Origin of the sequence: Vibrio amylolyticus, from assembly GCF_023145695.1 — a bacterium.
Taxonomy (GTDB): Bacteria; Pseudomonadota; Gammaproteobacteria; order Enterobacterales; family Vibrionaceae; genus Vibrio; species Vibrio amylolyticus.
The window spans coordinates 70,653-94,203 of record NZ_JAJHVV010000016.1; the positions used below are offsets into that span (position 1 = coordinate 70,653).

Genomic DNA, 23,551 nt, shown 5'->3' on the forward strand with positions numbered 1-23,551 from the left:
AACCATCAGTAGTGATACAATATAAGAACAAAACCACGCTCATATAAATAACAAGAACTTACCTCTGAGTGATGGCATAAAAACGATTATTTGAGATAAATTATGTTTCGCATTGCACTGCCTTCCTCATACATCAGCCAATGGCAACACCTCATTGAGCAACAATCTCGTGTTTACCAGTGTTCCCATCAACTCTTTCAGTATTCTGAAAGTGCTAATTGGCAACCACTATTTTGTGAACTAAGCTTAACAGAAGGCCTTACTGCTCATAATGAATTAGAGCTGCACAGCTGTCTTGCTGTGCTCAATGAAACACTCACTAGGATCACTTACCCTAATTCCACAAGTGTGCAGTATCAATCTGGCTTTCAGCCAATATGGACAACGCCTATTTGGCACCCCGATGGTACTCTGTTCGCGGTATTAGTCACAAAGCCCCCCCAGAGCACTAAAGAAGATTCTTCAACAAGTCGAGCATTATGCGCATGGCTAGAAACCCTTACTGGAAAGTTCAGCCATGACCTAGCGTGTTTGCAACAATCCCATGGACAGCAGCTCCCTTCTCTACAAGAGTTTCTTGATGGACTAGATGATCATGTTTGGGTAAAGGACAACAAAGGGAGATACATCATCTGCAACCGCGCGGTAGAACAAGCGTGGGGCTATGACATCACGAAGATCATCGGTGCAGAAGATCATCATCTATTTGATGAAGAGATTGCCAGTAACTTTATAAAGGCCGATGAACACGTTGTTAAAACTGGTCAACAACACATCGTTGAAGAGTGCTCGGGTATGAATCAGGGTAATGAAAACATCTGGTTAGAAACCATAAAGTCTCCCGTAAAAAAACAGAATGGCGAACTACTTGGTGTGCTCGGTATGACGCGTAATGTCACGCGTCGAAAAACGGTAGAAAACCAATTAAAGCTCACCGCAAAAATCTTTAATAACTCTTATGAAGGCATGATGATTACCGATCATCGTGGTGATCTCATTGAAGTTAATAAAGCCTTTAGCGACATTACTGGCTATCATGCGGATGAAGTTCGAGGAAGAAACCCTCGGCTCCTTAAATCCGGCCTTCAAGATGACCTCTTTTATAAAAAGATGTGGCAGCGCTTGGGTCAAACCGGTCAGTGGAAAGGTGAACTGTCGAATAGACGCAAAGATGGGACGATTTATCCACAGAAATCCACCATTACGGCAGTGCTTGGGAAGGATAAACAACCGCTCAATTACCTTTGTGTCTTTGAAGATATTACGACACGTAAAGCGCATGAACAAAAACTGGAAAAAATGGCCTTTTTCGATCCACTCACTGATCTCCCCAATAGAACGCAATTAATTCAACTGTTAGCCAAACAAATAGAACAAGCTCAACCCTTTGCCACCCTGTTTTTAGATATTGACCACTTCAAACACATCAACGATAGCCTCGGTCATCACTGTGGTGATCAGGTGCTTATCGACTTGGCACAGAGACTTAAAACCACACTACACTGCCAAAATCACGTTGCTAGAATCGGTGGTGATGAATTCGTGATTGTCGTGACAAATATCGAACAATCAGAAGACCTAACGGCGATGATTAACCGAGCCCTCGGCCTGTTCAAGTCACCTTTTTATCCGAATGATAGCCACCCTCTTCATCTATCGACTAGCATAGGGGTTTCGCGTTACCCTCAAGATGGAACAGATACTGATACTTTGCTAAAGAATGCCGATACCGCCATGTACTTGGCTAAAAAAAATGGCCGTAATGGGTACGCGTTTTATTCCCCTGAACTTACGGATGCTTCAAAATCGCATGTACGCTTTCATTCGGCGCTTCACCAAGCCATCAGAAACAATGAATTCCACCTCGACTATCAACCTCAATTTGATCTAGAAAATAATCAGCTTATCGGTCTAGAAGCACTGCTACGCTGGCACAACCCTTCTATTGGTAATATTCCACCGGATCAGTTTATTCCTATCGCAGAAAAAACGGGGCTCATCAATGAACTTGGAGCATGGGTATTAGAGAGCGCATGTAAACAAGGTAGACAATGGCTTGATGCTGGACACCATTTCTCCAAAATAGCCGTTAATGTCTCGGCTATTCAGCTACAGCAAAGAAACTTCACAAGTAACCTAAAGGCCATTTTGCAGCGCACTGGGTTACCTGCTCGATATTTAGAAATAGAGATAACGGAAGGGTTTCTAATGCGAGATTCTGCATTAGCGACTCATGATTTGAATCAGCTAAAAAGTATCGGCATAGAAATATCGTTAGATGACTTTGGTACTGGCTACTCTTCTCTCTCTTACCTAAAAGGTCTACCTCTTGATAAGCTGAAAATCGATCGCTCATTTATCGATGATATTCCACGAGATGAAGACAGTGTCGCGATCGTCAGTGCGATTATTGCAATGGCTAAAAGCCTAAACCTAAAAGTCATCGCCGAAGGGATAGAGTATAGCGAACAACAGCAGCATCTCATCCAGCAGGGTTGCAGCTTAGGGCAAGGGTTTCATCTTAGCCGCCCACTTAACCCAAGAGAGTCCGCTCAAAGTGAGAAGCTAATAGAGTTCTTTAGATGCGAAACCAAGAGTCGTTCCCCTCTCATTTAGCGGTGTTCACTTAGCTTTATCTCTTTCTTGATTTTGTAGAAGGTGGTTTTTCCAATTTCCATCTTCTGCATTATTTCTCTGGGTTCTTTTCCATTGATAATCATCGCTTCCACCAACTTTTTCGCTTCTTCACAGGTAGGCTTTCGTCCTTTATATTTTCCCTTGGCTTTCGCTTTCGCTATTCCTTCGCGCTGACGAGCAATCATCACGTTTCGCTCAAATAAGGCGATGCCTTGAATTGTACTGAGTACCTGCTGCCCCTGTATTGTGTTGGTATCAAGCTCAAGTGCTTCGATCCGTAATCCAACCCCTTTATCAGCAAGCTCTTTTTGAATTAGGCAGAAATCGGCAATGGATACCGCTAAATACTCCAGTTGAGTTGCGATTAAGGTGTCGCCACTGCTACAGTAATCAATACAGGCTCTCAAGCTCTCTCGATCAAGAGATTGGGTTCTCTCTAGGAACGTTCTATCACAGCCTAAAGCGTCTAACGCTTTCTCTTGGGTGCTACAATCCAGAGGTAACGTGTTAGCGTATCCAATCAGCATAGGTTTACCTAAAAAGTGGCTTTAATAGTTAAACTCTAGACGGGATTGGTTCATAAATACAAAAACCAGCCCTAAACGAACTGGTTTTGTCTTTTTAGTGTGTACAAATCACTTAATATGAGTTCATTTAGAAGTGAGTTAAAACGAACTTATACCCATTGACCTGCAACATAGCCGCTCGACCAGCTCCATTGGAAATTATAACCACCTAACCAGCCAGTAACGTCCATCACTTCTCCAACAAAGTACAAGCCCGATACGCTTTTACACTCCATCGTTTTAGAAGATAACTGGTCGGTATCAACACCACCAAGCGTCACTTCAGCCGTTCGGTACCCTTCAGTGCCATTTGGCGCAACTTGCCAGTTTTCTAGTAGAGTAACCACTGCTTCAAGTTCTTTAGAGTTAAACTGTTTCAATGGCTTATCCGTCAGCTCTTTACGCTCGATAAGTACATCCAGTAAACGTTTTGGAAGCGCCTTAGCTAAGGTGTTTTTTAGGCTCTGGTTTGGGTGCTGCTCTCGTGCTTGCTCAAGCAGCGCTTCAATGTCGTCATTTGGCACGAGGTTAATGGAGACGCTTTGCCCCGCTTTCCAAAATGATGAAACTTGTAAAATAGAAGGGCCAGAGAGGCCACGATGGGTAAATAGAAGCGCTTCTTTAAACAAAGTACCATCTTGAGTCGTTACTTCTGCAGGTATCGCTATACCAGACAGTGATGCTAAATCGTCTTTGTCTTTATTATGTAAAGTGAAAGGGACTAATCCAGCCGAAGTTGGGACGATCGATAAACCAAATTGCTCAGCAAGCTTATAACCGAAGGGCGTTGCCCCCAGTTTAGGCATTGATAAACCACCGGTTGCCACCACTAATGACTTGCAGAGCGTGGTTTCACCATTGAGCTTCATTGTGAAGCCCGACTCTTGCTTCTCAACTTCAGTGACTTCAACTTGATATCGTTGCGTAATGTTCTCAAGCTTACACTCATCCAAGAGCATGCTAACAATCTGCTTTGCAGAGTCTTGGCAGAAGAGCTGACCATGTTCGCGTTCTTCAAAGTCAATCCCGTACTTACTCACCATTGAGATAAAATCCCAGTTGGTATACTGAGAAAGTGCAGATTTTACAAAGTGGCGGTTATTGCACAGGAAGTTATTGGCTGTGACATCGTAGTTGGTAAAATTACAGCGGCCACCACCAGAGATTAGAATCTTACGGCCTGGTTTTTTTGCATGATCGACCAATAAGACACGTCGACCTCGCTTGCCGGCTTCCGCTGCACACATTAAGCCAGCAGCTCCCGCGCCAATAATTACGACATCAAATTGGTTGCTCATGTTTTTGCTCTTCTATAAATGACAAACAGGTTATTCAACTATCGAGATAGTACTGGTCAATTTTGGAAATAAAAAAGGATGTGCAAAAGCACATCCCTACGACGGTATCGTATTCTAACCGCAAAAAAGGTTATTGCCAATTTAGCGGGTTAGTTCATTACCTACTCAATCGTTTACTCGCAAATCGATTTTACTCGTTTATTATCCAGCAAACTTTAAACGAAAAACGCCATAAGCAGTGTCACACTCAATAAACCCGCAGAAAGGATAAATAGTTCCCTCACTCGATCGCACTTACCAGTAAAGACTGGGTCGTGGTGGTGATGATATTCTTTGGTTTTTAGGTAACTATAAAGACGGACCTGTTTGGTCATATTACCATGAGTGGTAAAGAACCCGCCCCCATCGACCTGTTGATAAAGTAACGGGTGAGCTTCGCGCATAATATAGATTAATGAACGCAATGCAGTTAAATAGCGGGCCATATTGATGCACGTCACCAACAACAGCGCTAATAAAATAGTGTCTCCACTGATCATCTTCTCCTCCCTACATCTTCAAAAAGTGCCCGGAAAGAAAAGACGATCGTGTGAACTGTCTTTTAGCTGAAATTACTCAGCTGGGGCATCCATTATTGAAGATGAACCTTCTTTAGCTAAAACAGCCAGGTCTTTGTCGATAAAGAATAGTGCTTTACCATCTTCACCCACCAACTCAAGCTTATCTAAGATCCCTTTAAATAACTTCTCTTCCTCGTGCTGCTCGGCAACGTACCACTGTAAGAAGTTAAACGTTGAGTAATCTTGAGATGTGAAAGCAACATGCGCTAGCTTATTAATTTTTTGGGTAATCATCTGTTCATGTTCAAAGGTCAAACGAAACACATCACCCAAGCTTTCAAATTCATGTTGTGGCGCTTCAATCACACCAAGGATTGGCATTGATCCTGTCTCACTCACGTAAGTAAAAAGACGCTGCATATGCTGCATTTCTTCTACTGCATGAGTTCTGAGAAACTCCGCTGCACCTTCAAATCCTTTGTCTTCACACCAAGCACTCATTTGTAAGTATAGATTGGATGAGAAAAATTCTAGATTTATTTGCTCATTCAATTGTTCAACCATTGCTTGTGGTAGCATTTTTTTCTCCTAATTCAGCTATATAACTGTTTTTACTAACTCATCACACAAACCATAACATGTTCATAACTCAATGTGGATATGGGATCACAACGGCAAAACTTCTTATAAACAGATGCTAGAGTAATTATATCCCTACTATAAAGGAGTGAACCTATGAGCTATCAACATATTTTAGTCGCCGTTGACCTTTCTGAAGACAGTAAGCTTCTGGTCGAGAAAGCCGTCGCCCTCGCTAAGCCTCTTAGCGCAAACCTCTCGTTCATTCATATCGATATTAACTATGCTGAGCTTTATACAGGGCTTATCGATATCAACCTTGCTGAGACTCAACATCAAGCAATGGAAGCCTCGCAGAAGCAACTTCAAGATTTTGCTGACCATGCTCAATACCCAATTAAACACACTTTGGTTGGCAGCGGTGACTTAAGTAACGAGCTTTGCGATACCATTAATGAGCACAGCATTGACCTTGTCGTATGCGGGCATCATCAGGACTTTTGGAGTAAATTACTCTCCTCGACAAGACAGCTAATCAATAGCTCCCCAGTCGATATGTTAGTCGTGCCTTTAAAAGATTAAGCGCGGATAATATAACGAGTACTCCACTGACCAATCAATCTTCTCTATATGGGTAGGGAGATTTGGGGTAGACTGCGGACACCTTATTGATAACGACTCTTATTTATGTTTTATCTTTCTGCAGTCACCCTACTATGGGCATTTTCATTTAGTTTGATTGGTGTGTATCTTGCTGGTCAGGTTGATTCTTGGTTCTCTGTCTTAATGCGTGTTGCTTTAGCCAGCCTCGTATTCATCCCTTTCACCAAGTTTCGCGCAGTACCTAATAAGCTCAAATTAAAATTGATGTGTATTGGCGGTATTCAACTCGGTTTGATGTACTGTTTCTATTATCAATCGTTTCTTCTTCTGTCGGTTCCAGAAGTTTTACTATTCACCGTCTTCACGCCCATTTATGTCACCTTAATCTATGACCTTTTACAGCGTCGATTTTCACCATGGTACTTAGTCACGGCTGTGATAGCCGTCTCTGGAGCGGCTTTCATTAAATTCGCAGGCATCAATGAGAACTTCATTTTAGGCTTTATGGTGGTACAAGGCGCAAACCTCTGTTTTGCCATTGGTCAGGTCGGTTATAAGTACGTCATGGAGCAAGATGAGCCTGATTTACCACAGCACTCTATCTTTGGGTATTTTTACTTCGGGGCTCTCTGCGTGGCCAGTGTTGCTTTTGCTCTGATGGGTAATATCGAAAAACTACCCACAACGTCCCTGCAATGGTGGGTACTTACTTACTTAGGTGTAATCGCATCAGGTGTCGGTTACTTTGCGTGGAATAAAGGGGCGTGTCTCGTTAACGCTGGTGCATTAGCGGTGATGAATAATGTTCTTGTTCCTGCGGGACTTATTGTGAACATCGTCATCTGGAATCGAGATGTCGATCTTGTTAGCTTATCGATTGGCGGAGCAATTATTTTGCTTTCACTTTGGATCAATGAAACCTGGGTCAAAAAGAAAGTTGAGCAGCAGTATCAAGTTCAACGCTAGCGAAAATCCCGTACTTACTTAGCAAAAAGCTCACTGAAATAGTGAGCTTTTTGCTATCCGTTAGCGATAACAATATTATGCCATTGAAGCCAGAACATAGACGTCGAACCGATTCTTTTTAGTCTCTATTGCCATGCTAGGCTTTTGCTCCCCTAACCAAGGTGCATAGTCAGGGCGTTTAACCACGACTCTTTTGTTGGCTAACGCTAATGCAGGCGTTATCAAATCATCGGCATCGTTATCCGCACCAACTAATGATTGGAACACTCGCATCTCTTTTTTTACTAGCGCTGATTTCTTTTTGTTTTCGGGGTGTGGGTACATAGGATCTAGGTAGACAATATCAGGCTGTTCAAAGCTTTCATCTTGGCTAAGCTTTTCCAGTGCGTCATGACTAGAAGCATGAATAAGCGACATTCTTTCGCTCACCCAATGTCCAATTTCACTGTCTTGTTTTGCTCTTGTAAGCCCATCATCAAGCAGCGCAGCCACAACAGGGTGACGCTCGACCATCTGGACTTTGCAGCCTAATGAAGCTAACACAAACGCATCGCGGCCTAACCCTGCGGTTCCATCTAAAACCGTTGGTGTTACACCTTTATTTAAACCTGCCGCTTTGGCTATCGCTTGCCCTTTTCCACCACCAAATTTACGCCGATGAGCCACTGCGCCTCCCGCTAAATCAACATAAATGGCACCTAACTTAGGTTCATCTAATTTTCGCAGCTCAAGGTGCTCTTCAGTTAGAACCAAGGCAAAGTTACTTGAGGCATCATGCGTCAACTTCCAGCGCTCAGCAAGGCTATTAAGTGTATGTTGTTGAGACGGGACTTCACATATCAATTGTAGCTGCAACGTAGGCTCCAAACGTTAGTCAATGAGTAAAAATAGACGGCAGAAGTCTACCTGTTTTTTTTATCGCTTTCTCTAGTTTATCTAATGACAATGATTACTGTTCTATGAGTTAGGCCTCTTCCACTTCTCGGATAAAGCGCTCAATAGGCATTGGCTTACCAATGAAGTAGCCCTGCCCATAATCAACGCCTAACTCAATAAGACGATCGATGATCTCACTATTTTCGACAAACTCAGCCACGGTTTTTTTACCCATTTGCTTGGCTAAATCATTAATAGACCTAACCATAACGTAATCCATCTCATTGACATCAATATCACGCACAAATAGACCGTCTATTTTGACGATATCAACCGGTAGCTTCTTCAAGTAGCCAAAAGACGAAAGGCCTGATCCAAAGTCATCTAACGCAATCACACAGCCCAACGCTTTTAGCTTACCGAAGAAGTCGATAGATTGGTCCATGTTATTCATCGCTGCTGTTTCGGTAATTTCAAAGCAGATCTTGCTGCACGATACAGGGCTACTTTTTAGTTCAAGCAGTAGAAAGTCGATGAATTCTTGATTGCCTATCGATTGTCCAGACAGGTTAATCGAGCAACCGTGTATTCGCTCCCCCTCCTCAGGGTGGTCCTCTAGCCATTTTAGAGTATGGCTAACGACATATTTGTCTATGAGATGAGCAATATTGTAACGTTCTGAAGCGGGTATAAAGACACCTGGAGATATGTAATCCCCTTTATGGTTTCGAATTCGAGAAAGAATTTCAAAACGGAGTACTGAATTATCGCCATCCAAGCTTAAGATACGTTGAGCGAATAACTCAATGCGATCGTATTCTAGAGCATCGTGCACGAGATTAACGCACTCCATCTCTAGCTCTCTTTGTTGCAGCTCTTTGTCATCAATTTGGTATAGGTTGTATCGATTTCGTCCTTCTTCTTTTGCCACGTGACAAGCCGTATCAGCTTGAGCGTGCACCATTTGTGGTGACGCGGCTGTATGGTCGATAAGTCGAATACCAATTGAGCACGTTAACTTCAAACGGATGTGATCCCACAAAAACGCCTGCTCTCCTAGGGTCTTTATTATGTTCCTCGACAGTTTGATTGCGTCGAGCTCTGTGCAGTCTTTAAGTAAAATTGCAAACTCATCGCCACCCATTCGAGCTAAAATTGCGTTATAGGGCAGTATACTTTCTAGCATACTTGCGGCAAATTGAATCGCCGCATCGCCCGCCTCATGACCAGCGGTATCATTAAGGACTTTGAGTTGATCCATATCTAAATAGAGCATGGCATGAGATCTCAGGTGACTTTCAATCTCTTTTACTGCCTTTTCTAGCTCAAGTTCAAAGTGGTTGCGATTATATGTATCGGTAAGGAGATCAAACCTTGCTTGATAAGCGAGTTGGTCCGCCAGTTGGCGCATTTCAGAGATATCCTCACCAACAATAAGTACTTGTCCAGACTCAACCATTGAACGAATATTCTCTCGAACATAGATGACGCTTCCATCAAAGTGTTTGTACTCCACCTCTCGTCGCCATACCCCTTCAATTGCCTGACTAGGCTGAAGTAGAACCTTCTTTGCCGATAGAGACTCATCACTGAGGTAAAACTCACTCAGCTTATGTCCAAGAATATCACTGGATGGATAGCCAAGTAACCGCTCAGCAAAACGGTTAACCTGCTGGATTCGATTGTCATCATCAATAGTAATCATCATCACTGGCTGCTGATCGTAATAGTGACTCAGTTTCGCTTCTCGTTGGAAGAGCTTATCTTCTGTTACTTTACGTGTCGTGATATCACGAGCTTCGAGAAGGTATAGTTGGTCATAACCTACATGCTTGGTCATCGCCTTTAATGAAAGGTCTAATACAATCACCCCGCGCTCTCGTTGCCACACCTCGCCCTCGAATTGCTTGCTCTGACTCGTGCCATGGTTAGAGAAAAACTGTTTAATTTGATCGGCTGATTTATTGTGCCAGTGCTTGTGATACCAGATGGGCTTATCAAGCTGATAACTTTGATCGTAAATAAGACTTTGAAGTTTACTATTGCTTGATATCAGCCGTCCGTGACCATCTAAAATACCAATGTATTGATAGCTTTGATCAAATACTGACTCAAGTATCATTTGGCTCTGCTCAGCCGCTTGGCGACTGATTTTTATTTTGTTGAGATAATAGACTAACGCAAATATCACCAACAACATGACAAACAGTATTACGACAAGTAATTGAAGCTCTCTATCATATAAGTCCGTGTTCTGGCGTGGGTCTGAGGAGGTGTTTACCTGTGCGCTGTCTGCCAAAGCAGTGTCATCAGAAACCACCAGCAACTCTGTCGCATAAGAATCGGTTACATGGGAAAGATTAAATATAGCCCCAGAGACCAATAGCAAGATGAAGAAGTGGCGCACTCAGGTTGTCTCATATTTTTAACAATTGTTAATAGTATCATCGCTGTCGATAAAATATACTAGCGTTCATCCCGTTTACTTTGCTATAGACGTGCAACTAAAGGCTAAATATTTCATGCAACACGCAAAACTTGATGATCTTGATAAGGCTATTTTGAAGACCTTAATGGAAGATGCACGAAAACCCTACGCTGAAATGGCAAAGAGCTTTGATGTTAGCCCGGCAACCATCCACGTAAGAATCGAAAAGATGAAGTCTGCTGAGATCATTCAAGGTACTGAGGTTATCGTTAATACTAAGAAGTTAGGTTACGACGTATGCTGTTTTATCGGTATCAACCTAAACGCTGCTCGGGACTATCACTCTGCCATTGAGAAACTTAACGCGCTGGAAGAAGTCGTTGAAGCGTATTATACAACTGGTGCCTACAACATCTTTGTAAAGCTGATGTGTAAGTCAATTGAAGAGCTTCAGTTTGTGTTAATTGATAAGCTTCAAGCGATTGATGAAGTGCAATCTACTGAAACCCTCATCTCGCTACAAAACCCGATTAACCGAAATGTGAACCCTTAATTACAACGCAATGTTTAATAATAGTAGTCGAGAACTACCTTGAATCATTTGCATACAACCCATACAAAAAAAAAGAAAGAGCCCCATAGGAATATGAGGCTCTTTCTTTATAATTCTTAATATCTTAACTACTTATGTCTTATTTATTTAAGTAGGCTTGAAGCTCTTCTGGTGAGATCCCTTGCTCGGCTAATTGCTTAGCAAGAATTTCAATTTGCTCACCTTTTCTCGATTCAATCACTTGCTGAAACTGAAAAACGATATCACGCAGTACATCAATAGGCACTTGCTTCGCTGCACTACGAATACGTTCACCACTTTGGTTACCCATCTCATTAAGAAGCTTACCAAACATGACTTTTTCCGGCGCCTCATCCAGTTGCTCTAGAGCACGCGCCATTTCATAAGTTGTCATCGACATTATTATTTAGTATCCACTGCATTATATATGTTACGTGAGAGGCTAAATATACACCTGTTTTAAGGGTAATAAAACATCATATTATATCTAAACCCGTATCTCATGCCATTTGTGACCCACTTTAGAGCACAATACAATTAAGCTCGGCGCCGTAACCCATAATAGCAACGTAATTAGCATTTCCGGTGATAGGTGTAAGCGTTGAGTTAGGCCAACAACTAAACCAGCGCCACTCATTTGAAACAATCCTAACAATGCGGCGGCCGTACCTGCTTTGTCACCAAATGGGGCCAGTGCTTTTCCTGCTGCCGCGCCTAGCACCCATGCAAAACCAATTGACGAGATAAATATAGGTAACATGAATGCAAAGGCTGTTTGCTGTGATTCAAGAACTAACATGATCAGCCCAGCCAAGTTAAACAATACGACACCAATGATAATCGTCATTCTTGTCCCTAGCCTTTCCATACATTTAGGCGCAGTCATACAAGCGATGATATTAAAGACGGCATTAATACCAAACCAAAATGTAAACTCGTCCATGGATAACCCATAACGCTCCATTAGCACTCCTGGCGCCGATGTTACGTACGCTAGTATCACAGCCATCGCGAACATACATAGTGAAGCATGAAATAGGAACATTGGGTTCTTGAGAACCTGTGCGTATCGGCTCAGTTTAAAAAAAGCTTGAGGAGCTTGAGTGGGATTGGTCTCTTTGTGGTTAAAGAACAGTATGATGCCAACAACGAAAGCAAAAATTGCCATAAAGGAAAAGTTGGATCGCCAACCAAACTGCTGTGTTAACCAGCTACCAAAGATAGGTGCTAAAGCAGGAATAAAGCAGATAGCACCATTAAGGTAGCTGATCATCTTGCCACTTTTTTGTGGTCCAAAGAGATCGCGAACGGTTGCAAAGGCAGCCACTGAGGTAGCACATGCTCCCAAGCCTTGCAGTAACCTTGCTATTAACATCCACTCAATGGTTTGGGCAGCCCACGCCAAGCAAGCACTCAAACCGTAGATACTAATACCCACTAATGCAACCGTTCGACGCCCGTGTTTGTCCGCCAAGGGGCCAGCAAAGAGTTGCCCTACACCCATAGCAAACAAAAACCAAGTTATCGTATCTTTTACTTGTGTCGGTTCCACGTGAAACGTCTCAGCCATTTGAGGTAGTGCAGGCAGATATATATCAATAGCTAGTGGGCTAAACAGCACCAACATAGTCAATAATGCAAGTTGTAGTCTACTAGGGTTATCAAGTTGAGGCGTGTTCACAAAGCTTTACCGATCAATCATTACAAATATGGGATGATTGTACTCGACAACTGTTATTCTCAATAATGGTATATACTCATAGCAGTTATTCCCATTAGGAAATTCACTGTGTCCGCAGAAGCGCTTTCAAGAATTGACCTCAATCTTTTAGTTTGCCTAAACGTACTTATTGAGGAGCGCAGCGTTACCCGAACCGCAAGCCGGCTTTATCTTAGCCAATCTGCGGTCAGTAAATCGCTCGCTAAACTACGCGAACAGTTTGATGACCCACTGTTTGTTCGCACCTCCCATGGGTTACGACCTACGGCCAAGAGTCTGGCGCTAAAACCTCGCCTTGAAAACCTCATTCACCAATTGGAGGCCATAACACAACCCGATGAGTTTTGCCCAGCAAGCAGCGAGTATCGATTTCATATCGCTGCTGTCGAGAGTGTTTACCCACTCATTCTGCCTCACTTTATGCCCGTTGTTTTTAAAAAAGGCCCAAACCTAAATATCTCGACACACCCTTGGAGTGATCAAACGTTTAAAAAACTCCAACTTGGTGAACTGGATATTGGAATTACGGGTAAAGACATCGACATCAATGATGCAAAACTTACAATGCTGCCGCCAAGTGATATTGGTGAACTTGAAATCTACAGAGACATTCAAAAATGCGTCGTACGACGAGACCATCCCATTTTGAGTGATTCTAAGTTACTAAATGGTTGGAACCTTGATAGCTACTTATCAATGCGTCATGTTCAAGTACGCTGTGATGGCAATGACCGCTGGTTGCTAGACTACAGGCTCTCAGATATTGGTAGAGAACGCGACATTGCTATTACCGTTCCAGACTTCAATAGTGCCGCCAGCCTTTGTACTTACACGGATTTTATTTTCACAGCACCGAGTCATTTTACCTCTTTGATTGCTAGCCAACTTGATCTCGTAGAGTTGCCATTACCAATGGATTTTCCTCCGATGGCCTATACCCTCTTTTGGCACAAAGATAGAGAGAACGACCCTGCATTGACTTGGTTAACGAATATCATCAAGGATAAAACCCATTCTCTTAGATAGATTGCGCACCTTGATGAAAAGGAGTAGCTTATTTGTCTTTGCTACTCTATGAGTAACAGACTGAAGCAGTAGGACAATACAAAAAGGATAATTTAGATGCATCAATCTATTTCAGAACGTGTTCAAGCGGTTCGAACTTGGCTAGCCAATAATAACTATAACGCCATTATCATCCCCCATGAAGATGAATATCTGGGTGAATATGTGCCAACTCATAATGAACGCCTACTTTGGTTAACAGGATTCACAGGCTCAGCGGGTTGCGCTGTTATCACTCAAGATAAAGCCGCCATCTTTGTTGACGGTCGTTATACAGTGCAAGTTCGTAAACAGGTTCCAGAATCCGAGTTTGAATATCGTCACCTTATTGAAGAGCCTGCTTTAGATTGGATTACCCAACAGCTACCAACCAATAGCAAAGTCGCTTTTGACCCACGAATGCACACAGGTGCTTGGCTAGTCCAAGCGCAATTAAAGCTTTCGCCTAACTATAACTTATCGGTATTGACCACAAACCCGATCGACGAACTGTGGGCTGATCGTCCTACACCAGAACTGTCATCGGTACGTTTAATGTCAAACGAGTTAGTCGGTCAATCAAGTCGGGATAAACGCGCTGAAGTCGCAAAGCGTATCATCGATCAAGATGCAGATTGCGCCATCATCACCGCATTAGATTCTATCTGTTGGCTACTTAATATTCGAGGGCTTGACGTTTCTAGATTACCTGTCGTACTTTCTCATGCAATTATCCATTCAGATGCTAGTGTCGATTTCTTCTTTGATGAAACGCGTTTACCTTCTGAATTCAACGCCCATGTTGAATCTGGCGTTAAGGTACATGCTCCTGATGCACTAGCAAACGTACTCTCAGAACAAGCAGGCAAGAAAGTCATTGTCGACCCAGCGACAAACAACTCATGGTTTGGCTTACAACTACAAAACTGTGGAGCCAACATCATTAATGCAGCGGATCCATGCCTAATCCCTAAAGCGCAAAAAAATCCAATAGAGATTAAGGGAATGAAAGCGTGTCATGTCCGTGATGGGGTCGCGATGGTAAAATTCCTATCTTGGCTAGATGGCCAAGTAAATCAAGGTAAACTGAAGGATGAAGCCCAACTTTCTGATCAACTACAATCCTTCAGGGAACAAGACTCAAGTCTCGTTGACCTAAGTTTTGATACGATTTCAGCTGCAGGTAGCAATGCCGCTATGTGTCACTACAATCACCTAAACCAACCACAGCCTACTCAATTAACTCAAGACTCTTTATACCTTGTAGACTCCGGGGGTCAGTACCCGGACGGCACTACAGATATCACCAGAACCCTCGCCATCGGTGAAACTACCGAAGAGATGAGAAAGCAGTTTACGTTAGTTTTAAAGGGTCATATTGCTGTGGCTCGAGCTCGATTCCCGAAAGGTACCTGCGGTTATCAGATCGATACACTTGCTCGTCAGCACTTATGGGCTGAAGGTTATGATTATGACCATGGTACCGGACACGGTGTTGGACATTTCTTAAGTGTTCATGAAGGTCCACAAAGCATATCTAAGCGACAAATTAATGTTCCGCTTATGAAAGGAATGGTGCTTTCTAACGAACCAGGCTACTACCGAGCAGATGCATTCGGTATTCGCATAGAGAACTTGGAGCTAGTTACCGAGATTGAAACTAACGGTGACTTCCCTGTTCTTGGGTTTGAATCTCTAACTCGTTGTCCAATTGATTACAGAAATATCAACGTCAATATGCTTACCAAGCCTGAGTTGTCTTGGTTAAATGAGTACCATCAAAAAGTATGGCAAGACCTTAGTCCACTAGTGGATGATGAAGTGAAAAACTGGTTGGAAAATGCCACTATGCCTCTTTCACATGGCTAATTGGTGATTACCGAGTAATGCACTTCAACTTCCCTCGGTCTTTGTATGTTGACATAAAATGGCTACCAATTGGGTAGCCATTTTATGTTTCACGTGAAACATCTTTACTTCTGAAACTATTTAGCCTGAATAGCCTCTATGCCAATCCTTCCAAACAGGTTCAAACCCTTTGCTCGCAATCATTTCCGCGACGGCACCAGCACTTCGTTCATCACTGATCTCAAATTGTTCTAGCTCAGCCTCATCAAGTGCATAACCACCCGGCTGTGTCTTAGATGCAGCTGACATTGTCGTGATACCCAAGGGTAAAACATTATCTCTAAATGCAGCTGATTCGCGTGTGGACAACGATAACTCTACTTCTGGGTTTAGCATCCTATAAGCACAGATCAATTGAACTAACTGACGGTCTGACATTATAGACTTAGGTTGTAACCCTCCTTCACATGGCCTTAGGCGAGGGAAAGAAATCGAGTATCGAGTTTGCCAATAAGTACGTTCAAGATATTCCAAGTGGGCAGCGACATAGAAACAGTCCGTTCGCCAATCTTCTAGCCCAATTAACGCACCTATACCAACCTTATCAATCCCTGCTTTAGCTAAACGATCTGGCGTCTCAAGTCGATAATTGAAATCCATTTTGTTGCCACGCAGGTGATGCTGAGCGTAAGTAGAAGGGTGGTACGTCTCTTGATACACCATCACTGCATCAAGACCTAGCGTTTTAAGCTCTTGGTAATCACCTTGATCTAGTGGTTGAACTTCCATCGCTAGGTAACTGAACTGATCTTTAATGGTAGGTAGAACTTCTCTAAAGTAGTTCATACCAACCTTGGTTTCGTGTTCACCTGTTACCAATAAGACACTATCGAACCCCATTGATTTAATCGCAGTGATCTCATTAGAGACCTCATCAATATTAAGGGTGCGGCGCTTAATACGGTTCTCCATCGAGAAGCCACAATAAGTACAAGCATTAGCACATAGATTGGATAAATACAGAGGAATGTAAAGACCAATAGTGTTGCCAAATCTTTGCCTAGTTAGCGACAAAGATCGTTGTGCCATCTGCTCTAAGTAAGGTTCCGCTGCAGGTGAGATAAGCGATTTGAAATCTTCAAGATCGCATCTTGTTTTACTAAGTGCACGTTCAACATCTTTAGCCGTTTTTGCATTAATCGATAAAGAAATATCATCCCAATTTAATTGGGTGAACGTATTAATAAAGCTCATAGTTTTTCCTACCGGTTACACTAAGTCATCAAGAAATGCAGTTAGCGGACTGGATGCAACAGCTTCAGTAGTTACCGTAGCCAGGCCTGATAGGTAAGCTGTTCTGCCCGCTTCTACTGCATACTTAAAAGCTCGTGCCATGGCTACTGGATTTTGAGAAGAAGCAATGGCCGTATTAACTAACACAGCATCAGCCCCTAGTTCCATTGCGTACGCAGCGTGTGAAGGCGCGCCAATGCCCGCGTCGACCACGACAGGCACGCTTGCTTGGTCAATGATTATTTGAAGGAAGTCTTTACTAACCACTCCTTTGTTAGAACCAATTGGCGCACCAAGTGGCATCACGGCTGCACAACCTACTTCTTCTAATCGCTTACATAACACCGGATCGGCGTGACAGTAAGGTAGGACAACAAATCCATCCTTTACCAGTTGTTCAGCAGCAAGCAATGTTTCAATTGGATCCGGCATTAAATACTTTGGATCTGGATGAATTTCTAACTTGAGCCAGTTAGTCCCAATCGCTTCTCTTGCAAGATGGGCAGCAAAAATCGCATCCTTTGCATTCTTGGCGCCAGAAGTATTTGGCAATAGATTGACGCCCGCCTTTACTATTGGATCAAGGATGTCATCTTGTTCTGCGTTTATATCCACACGTTTAAGTGCCATCGTCGCAAGCTGGGAACCTGAAGCTTTAATTGAGTCGATCATCGCAGAGTTATTGGCAAATTTCCCTGTTCCGGTAAATAAGCGGGACTGAAAAGCTCTATTACCTATCACTAAATCGTCGTTCATTGAGTACATGTTTAACCTCCTGCAAAAGCTTGGAACAAAGAAATGGAATCACCGCTGTTCAATGGTGTCATTGACCACTTATTCTTACTGACAATCGTATTATTGATTGAGAAGACACAACCATTACTTGGTAGGTTAAGAACCTCTATCACGTCAATAAGGGTGGCACCTGAGGGGATTTCCTGTTCATCACCATTAACTTCTATCGTTATATTGTTCACTCAACTATCTCTTTAAATTTTGTTTAGTCGCACTAAAAGATTCTTCTTTATCAAATTCACCACACACTCGGCAGCCATGAACTTTATTAAGAGACAGATTCTTCCAAGTCATAGAACTGCCATCAAATAGCTGAAGAGCTTCAGTAGTGCACTTGAACTCCCCCAAAACAATTTTTTGAATGGTGGCTAAAGCTTGTAAGTTACCTATCGTTCCTACGACAGGGCCAATTATCCCCATATCAGAACAGCGCATAGACTCCTTGAACTCATCCGCTGGGTATAGGCAGTGATAGCAAGCACTGTGTGAATCGAAATTGAACACGATAAATTGACCTTGCCAACCAATCGCGGCCCCTGAGACCAACGGTGTTTTAGAAAAAAAGCACACTTTGTTTATGAGGTGACGGCTCATAAAGTTGTCTGTGCAATCAAGAACTATATCAGCAACACCCACCTCTAAAGACAGCTGAGTTTCTTCAAACCTATGTTTAATAGCCCTTACTCTACAATCGCTGTTAAGCCTTTCGATTTGCTTTGCCATCGCTTGTGCTTTGTCCTTACCAATATCGTTATCTCGGTAAATAACCTGCCTTTGAAGGTTGCTACTCTCAACGGCGTCATCATCGACAATAACTAAGCGACCAATACCAGCGGACGCTAAGTACATCGCTGCAGCACTTCCTAACCCGCCACAACCAATCAAAAGTACTTGGGCATTTTTCAAATTTTTCTGACCTTGCTCTCCAAAGCCTGGCAAGCTAACTTGTCGTTGATAACGGATGAATTCTTGATCAGTGAGCACTTTCTCTCTCCTGACTCGATGCATTCTGGTTCGATACATATTGCTTAGATAAGCTATGCGCATTAAAACGTTCTAATTCTTCGTTCATGATCTGTTTGAATGGTTCTATTGCTGCTGTAGTATCTTCAGCTAGTGTAATAGCCCTAACAACAGCTAAACTCGAAACCCCACAATCCCATACCGCTTGTGCTGTTGAGTGGTCAATGCCACCAATCGCGACTGTAGGATATCCAAGCGTGGTGTCTGTATATGGGATTGTGTCTATCAAAGATTGATACATTGCTAAACGAACTAAACCTTGTGGGCGTGAAGGCATTTCTTTAGTCGTAGTGGGAAAGATATGCCCTAATGCTATGTAGCTTGGATTTATCTGTACGATTCGTAGTAGTTCATAAAAGCCGTGAGTTGATAAACCTAGTCTGATATTGGCATTTGATAGCTGATTAAGGTTGGACTCTTCAATATCTTCTTGACCTAAATGAACACCAAACGCGTTATGTTTGATAGCCAATTGCCAATGGTCGTTGATAAAGACTTTCGCATCATGCTCTTCACCTAGCTTAATGGACTCAATAATCTGATTTTCTAGATCATCTTGATGATGGTCTTTAATACGTAATTGGATTGTCTTTATACCTAATGGTAGTAATCGACGTATCCAATTCACATCATCTACAACTGGATATAGCCCTAAGCTTATCTTTTCTAGGCTCGGAAAAGAGACCATTGAATCGTGGTCTGCCCAACCCACTGCAATATCAAGTCTCTCATCATCAATGACTGGAATTGGAAAAAACTGATAATCATTCGGCCATGTTTCACGTGAAACACTATTCTGAGCAACAGCTCTCGCCAAAACAAGGGAGTCTTCTACTGGGAAATCCAAAGCATAAGCACTAATAAACCAAGCTAAATGCAGTTCTGTATTTGCTTCACGTAATGGATACTTAATGGCTTTATTGCTACTATCAGAATTAATTACATCCGTTGTTTCACCATTGAAAACTGAAATAATCGCACCTAAACGCCACGCATCAATACATTCCTTATGATCACTCTCAGAGTTATCCTGAGTTCCTATAATCGCTAGGTTAGTAGACTCTTTTAACAGACGAGAAACTTGTGCCAAATTCATTCTAGATTGGTAATGAATTGCAAAGTCACACGCGGATAAATCCGATTGAGAAAAGCACACTTCATTGTCAGTTTCATTAAGGTTGTTAGCGAGAATATTGAACGATCCAGATTCACCAATTATAGAAAACTGTTGAGTTGGGCTAACACCCAACTCAATGTGGTGAATTCCAAACCCTTCCTTTTCCGCTATCAATAAGCAGTTTTGAACCAAACCCGTTAGTTCAATATGATCGGATGGAATAAGAATTTTCAAATATTAGTCCTCTAACTCAACTTGTTTTTCTGTTGTATTGTCGCTAACCGCGGGGTGGTAAAGCTCTGAACCTGTAGCCAAGAATTCTTGAGATTTTTGTCGCATTCCCTCTAATGGATCATCGAGCATTTTGATTTCAATCGCTTGATCTGCAGCAACCTGATCTGAGTTCTTCGCGTACTCTCTCACTTCTTGAGAGATCTTCATTGAGCAGAACTTAGGACCACACATAGAACAGAAATGAGCAACCTTACCTGACTCTTGCGGCAGCGTTTCGTCATGGAATGCTTTCGCAGTATCTGGGTCTAACGATAGGTTAAACTGGTCTTCCCAACGGAATTCAAATCGTGCCTTAGACAGTGCATTATCACGAATTTGAGAGCCAGGGTGCCCTTTCGCTAAATCCGCTGCATGAGCGGCTAACTTGTAAGTAATCAAGCCAGTCTTAACGTCTTCCTTATTAGGCAAGCCTAAGTGCTCTTTTGGTGTAACGTAGCAAAGCATAGCGCAGCCATACCAGCCAATCAGAGCAGCACCAATTCCAGAAGTAATGTGGTCGTATCCAGGGGCGATATCAGTGGTTAGCGGGCCTAATGTGTAGAATGGCGCTTCATGACAATGCTCTAGTTGCTCGTCCATATTCTCTTTAATCATGTGCATTGGAACGTGGCCAGGGCCTTCGATAATGACTTGAACATCATATTCCCATGCAACTTTAGTCAATTCACCAAGTGTACGAAGCTCTGAAAATTGAGCTTCATCATTCGCATCAGCTATTGAGCCAGGTCGTAGACCGTCACCCAGAGAGAGTGCGACGTCGTACTTCGCGCAGATTTCACAGATCTCACGGAAATGAGTGTATAAGAAGCTTTCTTGGTGATGCGCTAAACACCACTTAGCAATAATAGAACCACCGCGAGAAACAATTCCCGTTACACGCTTAGCCGTCATAGGAACGTAACGAAGAAGTAAGCCAGCATGAATAGTAAAGTAATCCACACCCTGCTCGGCTTGTTCGATGAGCGTGTCACGCATTACTTCCCAGTTAAGGTTTTCAGCAACACCATTCACTTTTTCAAGCGCTTGGTACATAGGTACTGTACCAATTGGAACAGGGCTATTACGCAGTATCCATTCGCGAGTTTCGTGAATATTACGGCCAGTAGACAAGTCCATCACGGTATCGCCACCCCATCGTGTCGACCATACTAGCTTTTCCACTTCTTCTTCAATTGACGAGCTTACTGATGAGTTACCAATGTTCGCGTTTACTTTAACCAGGAAGTTTCGACCGATAATCATCGGCTCAGCTTCTGGGTGGTTGATGTTTGAAGGGATAATAGCGCGCCCTTCTGCAACTTCTTTACGCACAAACTCAGGTGTAATTTCTTCTGGTAAATTGGCACCAAAATTGTGGCCAGGGTGCTGGTGATTTAGCTGCTCATCAGCAAACTTTTGGCGACCCATGTTTTCACGAATCGCAATGTATTCCATTTCAGGGGTAATTATACCCTTACGCGCATAGTGAAGCTGTGTTACACAACATCCATCTTTCGCTTTACGTATCTGAGGCAAATTTCCGTAACGAAGATCATCAAGCGTATCATCTTCTAAACGCTCTTTAGTGTATACAGAGCTAACACCGTCAAGAAGTTCAGTATCATTACGCTCTTCTACCCACCCTTCACGAAGCTTAGGAAGACCGCTGTATAAGTCAATCGTATGAGTTGGGTCGGTATAAACTCCAGATGTATCGTAAACATGAATCGGTTCGTTTGGTTCAAAGATCGGATCATCTTTCGTGCCACCGACTAGACTGTCAGCTAACGTAATTTCACGCATAGGCACACGTACATCACTGCGAGAGCCTTCGATATAAACTTTACTTGAGTTTGGATATGGTTCGACAGACAGCGAGTTAATAAAATTCTGCGCTTCTAATCGGGATTGTTTACGGTTCGACATAGCATTCTTCCTATTTATTATATGGATAAAAATGCTTGACGGATAAGATGCTACAAGAGGAATCGACTCATAGATAAGAGGCGATGAAGGATAGAAAACGAGAATGGATCTAGCTTGGTATCTTTCTCTTGTTTCCTTCGCAGGTATTAGCCTGATCAGGTTCAACGGATCCCGAATTAACGGTCTCAGCCTTATGGCACTCCGACAAGTAGAAAGTAGTATATGTAATCAGTATGTTGAATCCAAGCTAAACTGATTAATTTTTAGCTAGTAATAATTATTTAGCTTTTAATCAGTAGCTGATAACCAATCCATGCGGCTGTAATACTTAAAACGACGTTCAATAGAACGTTTAAGCCCATCTTAAAAAATGCGCCCTGCTGCATCAGTAAGACGTTATCCATAGAGAACGTTGAAAAAGTAGTTAGCGCTCCTAAAAAACCGAGACCAATAATCTGTCTCCACGGCTCAGTTGCTAGCGAACCATTTTCAAATGCTGCAATTAAAAAACCCATAGCAAGAGAACCTACGATATTGACGGTTAACGTGCCGTATGGAAAACCTCGCCCAAACATTGCCGCACAAAACTCTGTGACTAAATAGCGAGAGCAGGCACCAAACGCACCACCCAATGCGATAAAGCCAAGGATAGATAATTGTCCCATGATAATTCCTTAAAAACCGATTGGTGACATTGTATGCTCAATACATGAAAAAATTAACTAATCTCCAATAATTGACTCAAAATATCTGGTTGAACTAGGTAATAAAACAGAACAGATTTAAAAAGTTACAGGAGTCACGTTTAAGGTGTATAGCATCAATATTAAGTAGTCATCATATCCGCTCTTAGAATATAAAGGATAAAATAAACAATTTAGACACGATAATATTAAGTGCAATACATTAAACCTATGCTCCCTACCGCATACTTCATATAGAGCTCGTTGTTGACTCTTAACTCAAAATTCAAGTCATTACAGAGGTAGGTGTTTGCAGTGCCGACAGAGATTTGTATAGAGCCATATATGGATATATGAAAATAACACTTCTGATAGTCGTATCAGTATGGAGCCGATGGGGAGAATTAACCCTCTAATACGTGCTACTTATATGTTGATAATCAGGGAAGGAATCGACTGCTTCTTACAAAGCACAAACACCGGAAAGCAAAAAGGCTCCAGCATTTCTGCTGGAGCCTTAATCTGGCAGGGGTGGAGAGATTCGAACTCCCAACACGCGGATTTGGAATCCGCTGCTCTGCCAATTGGAGCTACACCCCTAAATTTCTATATATCAGATTCAAAAAAACCTCGCATTAGCGAGGTTCTCTGAATAAGTGGCGGAGTGGACGGGACTCGAACCCGCGACCCCCGGCGTGACAGGCCGGTATTCTAACCAACTGAACTACCACTCCGCAGTGGT

The 23,551-nt window shown here is 42.6% G+C and carries 20 protein-coding genes, 2 tRNA genes, 1 pseudogene and 1 riboswitch; of the genes and pseudogenes, 6 read left to right on the forward strand and 17 right to left on the reverse strand.

The features are described 5' to 3' along the window. The first annotated feature begins 102 nt into the window (after window positions 1-102). Window positions 103-2,616: a sensor domain-containing protein gene (locus KP803_RS20095; RefSeq protein WP_248010628.1), complete on the forward strand. Its 2,514-nt coding sequence runs from the start codon at window positions 103-105 to the stop codon at window positions 2,614-2,616. Here the strand turns inward: KP803_RS20095 and KP803_RS20100 are convergent. The 4 genes from KP803_RS20100 to ftnA form a co-directional block, all read right to left on the reverse strand. Beyond that, window positions 2,613-3,164, reverse strand: coding sequence for a recombinase family protein (locus tag KP803_RS20100; RefSeq protein ID WP_248010629.1), 552 nt, complete (start codon window positions 3,162-3,164; stop codon window positions 2,613-2,615). The genes KP803_RS20095 and KP803_RS20100 overlap by 4 nt on opposite strands. 149 nt (window positions 3,165-3,313) lie before the next feature. Next, window positions 3,314-4,501, reverse strand: a complete 1,188-nt coding sequence (locus KP803_RS20105; protein ID WP_248010630.1) for a BaiN/RdsA family NAD(P)/FAD-dependent oxidoreductase — start codon at window positions 4,499-4,501, stop codon at window positions 3,314-3,316. Between the two features lie 215 nt (window positions 4,502-4,716). Continuing rightward, the gene (gene uspB, locus KP803_RS20110) at window positions 4,717-5,040 is read right to left on the reverse strand and encodes a universal stress protein UspB (protein WP_248010631.1); all 324 of its coding nucleotides are present in this window, start codon (window positions 5,038-5,040) and stop codon (window positions 4,717-4,719) included. A 72-nt stretch (window positions 5,041-5,112) separates the two neighbouring features. After that, on the reverse strand, window positions 5,113-5,640 hold the full coding sequence (gene ftnA, locus KP803_RS20115; RefSeq protein ID WP_248010632.1) for a non-heme ferritin: 528 nt from the start codon (window positions 5,638-5,640) through the stop codon (window positions 5,113-5,115). A 156-nt stretch (window positions 5,641-5,796) separates the two neighbouring features. Between ftnA and uspA the strand changes: the two genes are divergently transcribed. Then, window positions 5,797-6,222, forward strand: a complete 426-nt coding sequence (uspA, locus tag KP803_RS20120; RefSeq protein WP_248010633.1) for a universal stress protein UspA — start codon at window positions 5,797-5,799, stop codon at window positions 6,220-6,222. Between the two features lie 105 nt (window positions 6,223-6,327). Further along, entirely contained in the window at window positions 6,328-7,209 is an 882-nt protein-coding gene (locus KP803_RS20125; protein ID WP_248010634.1) for a carboxylate/amino acid/amine transporter, read from the forward strand. A 75-nt stretch (window positions 7,210-7,284) separates the two neighbouring features. Here KP803_RS20125 and KP803_RS20130 read toward each other — a convergent pair whose 3' ends face one another. Together KP803_RS20130 and KP803_RS20135 are read right to left on the reverse strand one after the other, a co-directional pair. Beyond that, entirely contained in the window at window positions 7,285-8,064 is a 780-nt protein-coding gene (locus tag KP803_RS20130; protein WP_248010635.1) for a class I SAM-dependent methyltransferase, read from the reverse strand. A gap of 109 nt (window positions 8,065-8,173) precedes the next feature. Next, window positions 8,174-10,492, reverse strand: coding sequence for a sensor domain-containing protein (locus KP803_RS20135; RefSeq protein WP_345791574.1), 2,319 nt, complete (start codon window positions 10,490-10,492; stop codon window positions 8,174-8,176). A gap of 115 nt (window positions 10,493-10,607) precedes the next feature. Here KP803_RS20135 and asnC point away from each other — a divergent pair, with 115 nt between their 5' ends. Beyond that, a complete protein-coding gene (asnC, locus tag KP803_RS20140) occupies window positions 10,608-11,066 on the forward strand; it encodes a transcriptional regulator AsnC (protein WP_248010636.1) in 459 nt (152 codons plus the stop codon). 139 nt (window positions 11,067-11,205) lie between these two features. Here asnC and tsrA read toward each other — a convergent pair whose 3' ends face one another. After that, entirely contained in the window at window positions 11,206-11,487 is a 282-nt protein-coding gene (tsrA, locus tag KP803_RS20145) for an H-NS-like global regulator TsrA (RefSeq protein ID WP_248010637.1), read from the reverse strand. An 87-nt stretch (window positions 11,488-11,574) separates the two neighbouring features. Then, window positions 11,575-12,714: a multidrug effflux MFS transporter gene (locus tag KP803_RS20150; RefSeq protein ID WP_427916974.1), complete on the reverse strand. Its 1,140-nt coding sequence runs from the start codon at window positions 12,712-12,714 to the stop codon at window positions 11,575-11,577. 162 nt (window positions 12,715-12,876) lie between these two features. Between KP803_RS20150 and KP803_RS20155 the strand changes: the two genes are divergently transcribed. Together KP803_RS20155 and KP803_RS20160 are read left to right on the forward strand one after the other, a co-directional pair. Continuing rightward, window positions 12,877-13,833, forward strand: coding sequence for a LysR family transcriptional regulator (locus KP803_RS20155; protein WP_248010639.1), 957 nt, complete (start codon window positions 12,877-12,879; stop codon window positions 13,831-13,833). Between the two features lie 96 nt (window positions 13,834-13,929). Beyond that, a complete protein-coding gene (locus KP803_RS20160) occupies window positions 13,930-15,720 on the forward strand; it encodes an aminopeptidase P family protein (RefSeq protein ID WP_248010640.1) in 1,791 nt (596 codons plus the stop codon). A 120-nt stretch (window positions 15,721-15,840) separates the two neighbouring features. Here KP803_RS20160 and thiH read toward each other — a convergent pair whose 3' ends face one another. The 9 genes and pseudogenes from thiH to KP803_RS20205 form a co-directional block, all read right to left on the reverse strand. After that, window positions 15,841-16,953 (reverse strand): 2-iminoacetate synthase ThiH, encoded by a 1,113-nt coding sequence (thiH, locus tag KP803_RS20165; protein ID WP_248010641.1) that lies wholly within the window; start codon window positions 16,951-16,953, stop codon window positions 15,841-15,843. A 15-nt stretch (window positions 16,954-16,968) separates the two neighbouring features. Further along, complete coding sequence (locus tag KP803_RS20170; RefSeq protein ID WP_248010642.1) at window positions 16,969-17,757, reverse strand: thiazole synthase; 789 nt, start codon at window positions 17,755-17,757, stop codon at window positions 16,969-16,971. Between the two features lie 2 nt (window positions 17,758-17,759). Beyond that, on the reverse strand, window positions 17,760-17,969 hold the full coding sequence (thiS, locus tag KP803_RS20175; RefSeq protein WP_248010643.1) for a sulfur carrier protein ThiS: 210 nt from the start codon (window positions 17,967-17,969) through the stop codon (window positions 17,760-17,762). A 4-nt stretch (window positions 17,970-17,973) separates the two neighbouring features. After that, on the reverse strand, window positions 17,974-18,771 hold the full coding sequence (locus KP803_RS20180) for a HesA/MoeB/ThiF family protein (protein ID WP_248010644.1): 798 nt from the start codon (window positions 18,769-18,771) through the stop codon (window positions 17,974-17,976). 85 nt (window positions 18,772-18,856) lie between these two features. Continuing rightward, window positions 18,857-20,161, reverse strand: a pseudogene (locus tag KP803_RS20185) (thiamine phosphate synthase); the annotation flags it as partial. Window positions 20,162-20,164: 3 nt separating this feature from the next. Further along, window positions 20,165-22,126 carry a phosphomethylpyrimidine synthase ThiC gene (gene thiC / locus KP803_RS20190; protein WP_248010646.1) on the reverse strand — a complete coding sequence of 654 codons (1,962 nt, stop codon included), beginning with the start codon at window positions 22,124-22,126 and terminating at the stop codon, window positions 20,165-20,167. A 115-nt stretch (window positions 22,127-22,241) separates the two neighbouring features. Next, window positions 22,242-22,340, reverse strand: a riboswitch (TPP riboswitch). 67 nt (window positions 22,341-22,407) lie between these two features. Next, window positions 22,408-22,791 (reverse strand): fluoride efflux transporter CrcB, encoded by a 384-nt coding sequence (gene crcB / locus KP803_RS20195; protein WP_248010647.1) that lies wholly within the window; start codon window positions 22,789-22,791, stop codon window positions 22,408-22,410. A 541-nt stretch (window positions 22,792-23,332) separates the two neighbouring features. Then, a tRNA-Trp gene (locus KP803_RS20200) sits at window positions 23,333-23,409 on the reverse strand. Window positions 23,410-23,466: 57 nt separating this feature from the next. Next, window positions 23,467-23,543, reverse strand: a tRNA-Asp gene (locus KP803_RS20205). Between the last annotated feature and the right edge of the window lie 8 nt (window positions 23,544-23,551).

Excerpts from the sequence above, each read along its gene's own strand:
- KP803_RS20160 (WP_248010640.1), top strand. The coding sequence starts at position 13,930 with ATGCATCAATCTATTTCAGAACGTGTTCAAGCGGTTCGAACTTGGCTA.
- KP803_RS20125 (WP_248010634.1), top strand. The coding sequence starts at position 6,328 with ATGTTTTATCTTTCTGCAGTCACCCTACTATGGGCATTTTCATTTAGT.
- KP803_RS20100 (WP_248010629.1), bottom strand. The coding sequence starts at position 3,164 with ATGCTGATTGGATACGCTAACACGTTACCTCTGGATTGTAGCACCCAA.
- KP803_RS20105 (WP_248010630.1), bottom strand. The coding sequence starts at position 4,501 with ATGAGCAACCAATTTGATGTCGTAATTATTGGCGCGGGAGCTGCTGGC.
- asnC (WP_248010636.1), top strand. The coding sequence starts at position 10,608 with ATGCAACACGCAAAACTTGATGATCTTGATAAGGCTATTTTGAAGACC.
- tsrA (WP_248010637.1), bottom strand. The coding sequence starts at position 11,487 with ATGTCGATGACAACTTATGAAATGGCGCGTGCTCTAGAGCAACTGGAT.
- KP803_RS20095 (WP_248010628.1), top strand. The coding sequence starts at position 103 with ATGTTTCGCATTGCACTGCCTTCCTCATACATCAGCCAATGGCAACAC.
- KP803_RS20170 (WP_248010642.1), bottom strand. The coding sequence starts at position 17,757 with ATGTACTCAATGAACGACGATTTAGTGATAGGTAATAGAGCTTTTCAG.
- uspB (WP_248010631.1), bottom strand. The coding sequence starts at position 5,040 with ATGATCAGTGGAGACACTATTTTATTAGCGCTGTTGTTGGTGACGTGC.
- crcB (WP_248010647.1), bottom strand. The coding sequence starts at position 22,791 with ATGGGACAATTATCTATCCTTGGCTTTATCGCATTGGGTGGTGCGTTT.
- uspA (WP_248010633.1), top strand. The coding sequence starts at position 5,797 with ATGAGCTATCAACATATTTTAGTCGCCGTTGACCTTTCTGAAGACAGT.
- thiC (WP_248010646.1), bottom strand. The coding sequence starts at position 22,126 with ATGTCGAACCGTAAACAATCCCGATTAGAAGCGCAGAATTTTATTAAC.
- ftnA (WP_248010632.1), bottom strand. The coding sequence starts at position 5,640 with ATGCTACCACAAGCAATGGTTGAACAATTGAATGAGCAAATAAATCTA.
- thiH (WP_248010641.1), bottom strand. The coding sequence starts at position 16,953 with ATGAGCTTTATTAATACGTTCACCCAATTAAATTGGGATGATATTTCT.
- KP803_RS20150 (WP_427916974.1), bottom strand. The coding sequence starts at position 12,714 with ATGTTGGTGCTGTTTAGCCCACTAGCTATTGATATATATCTGCCTGCA.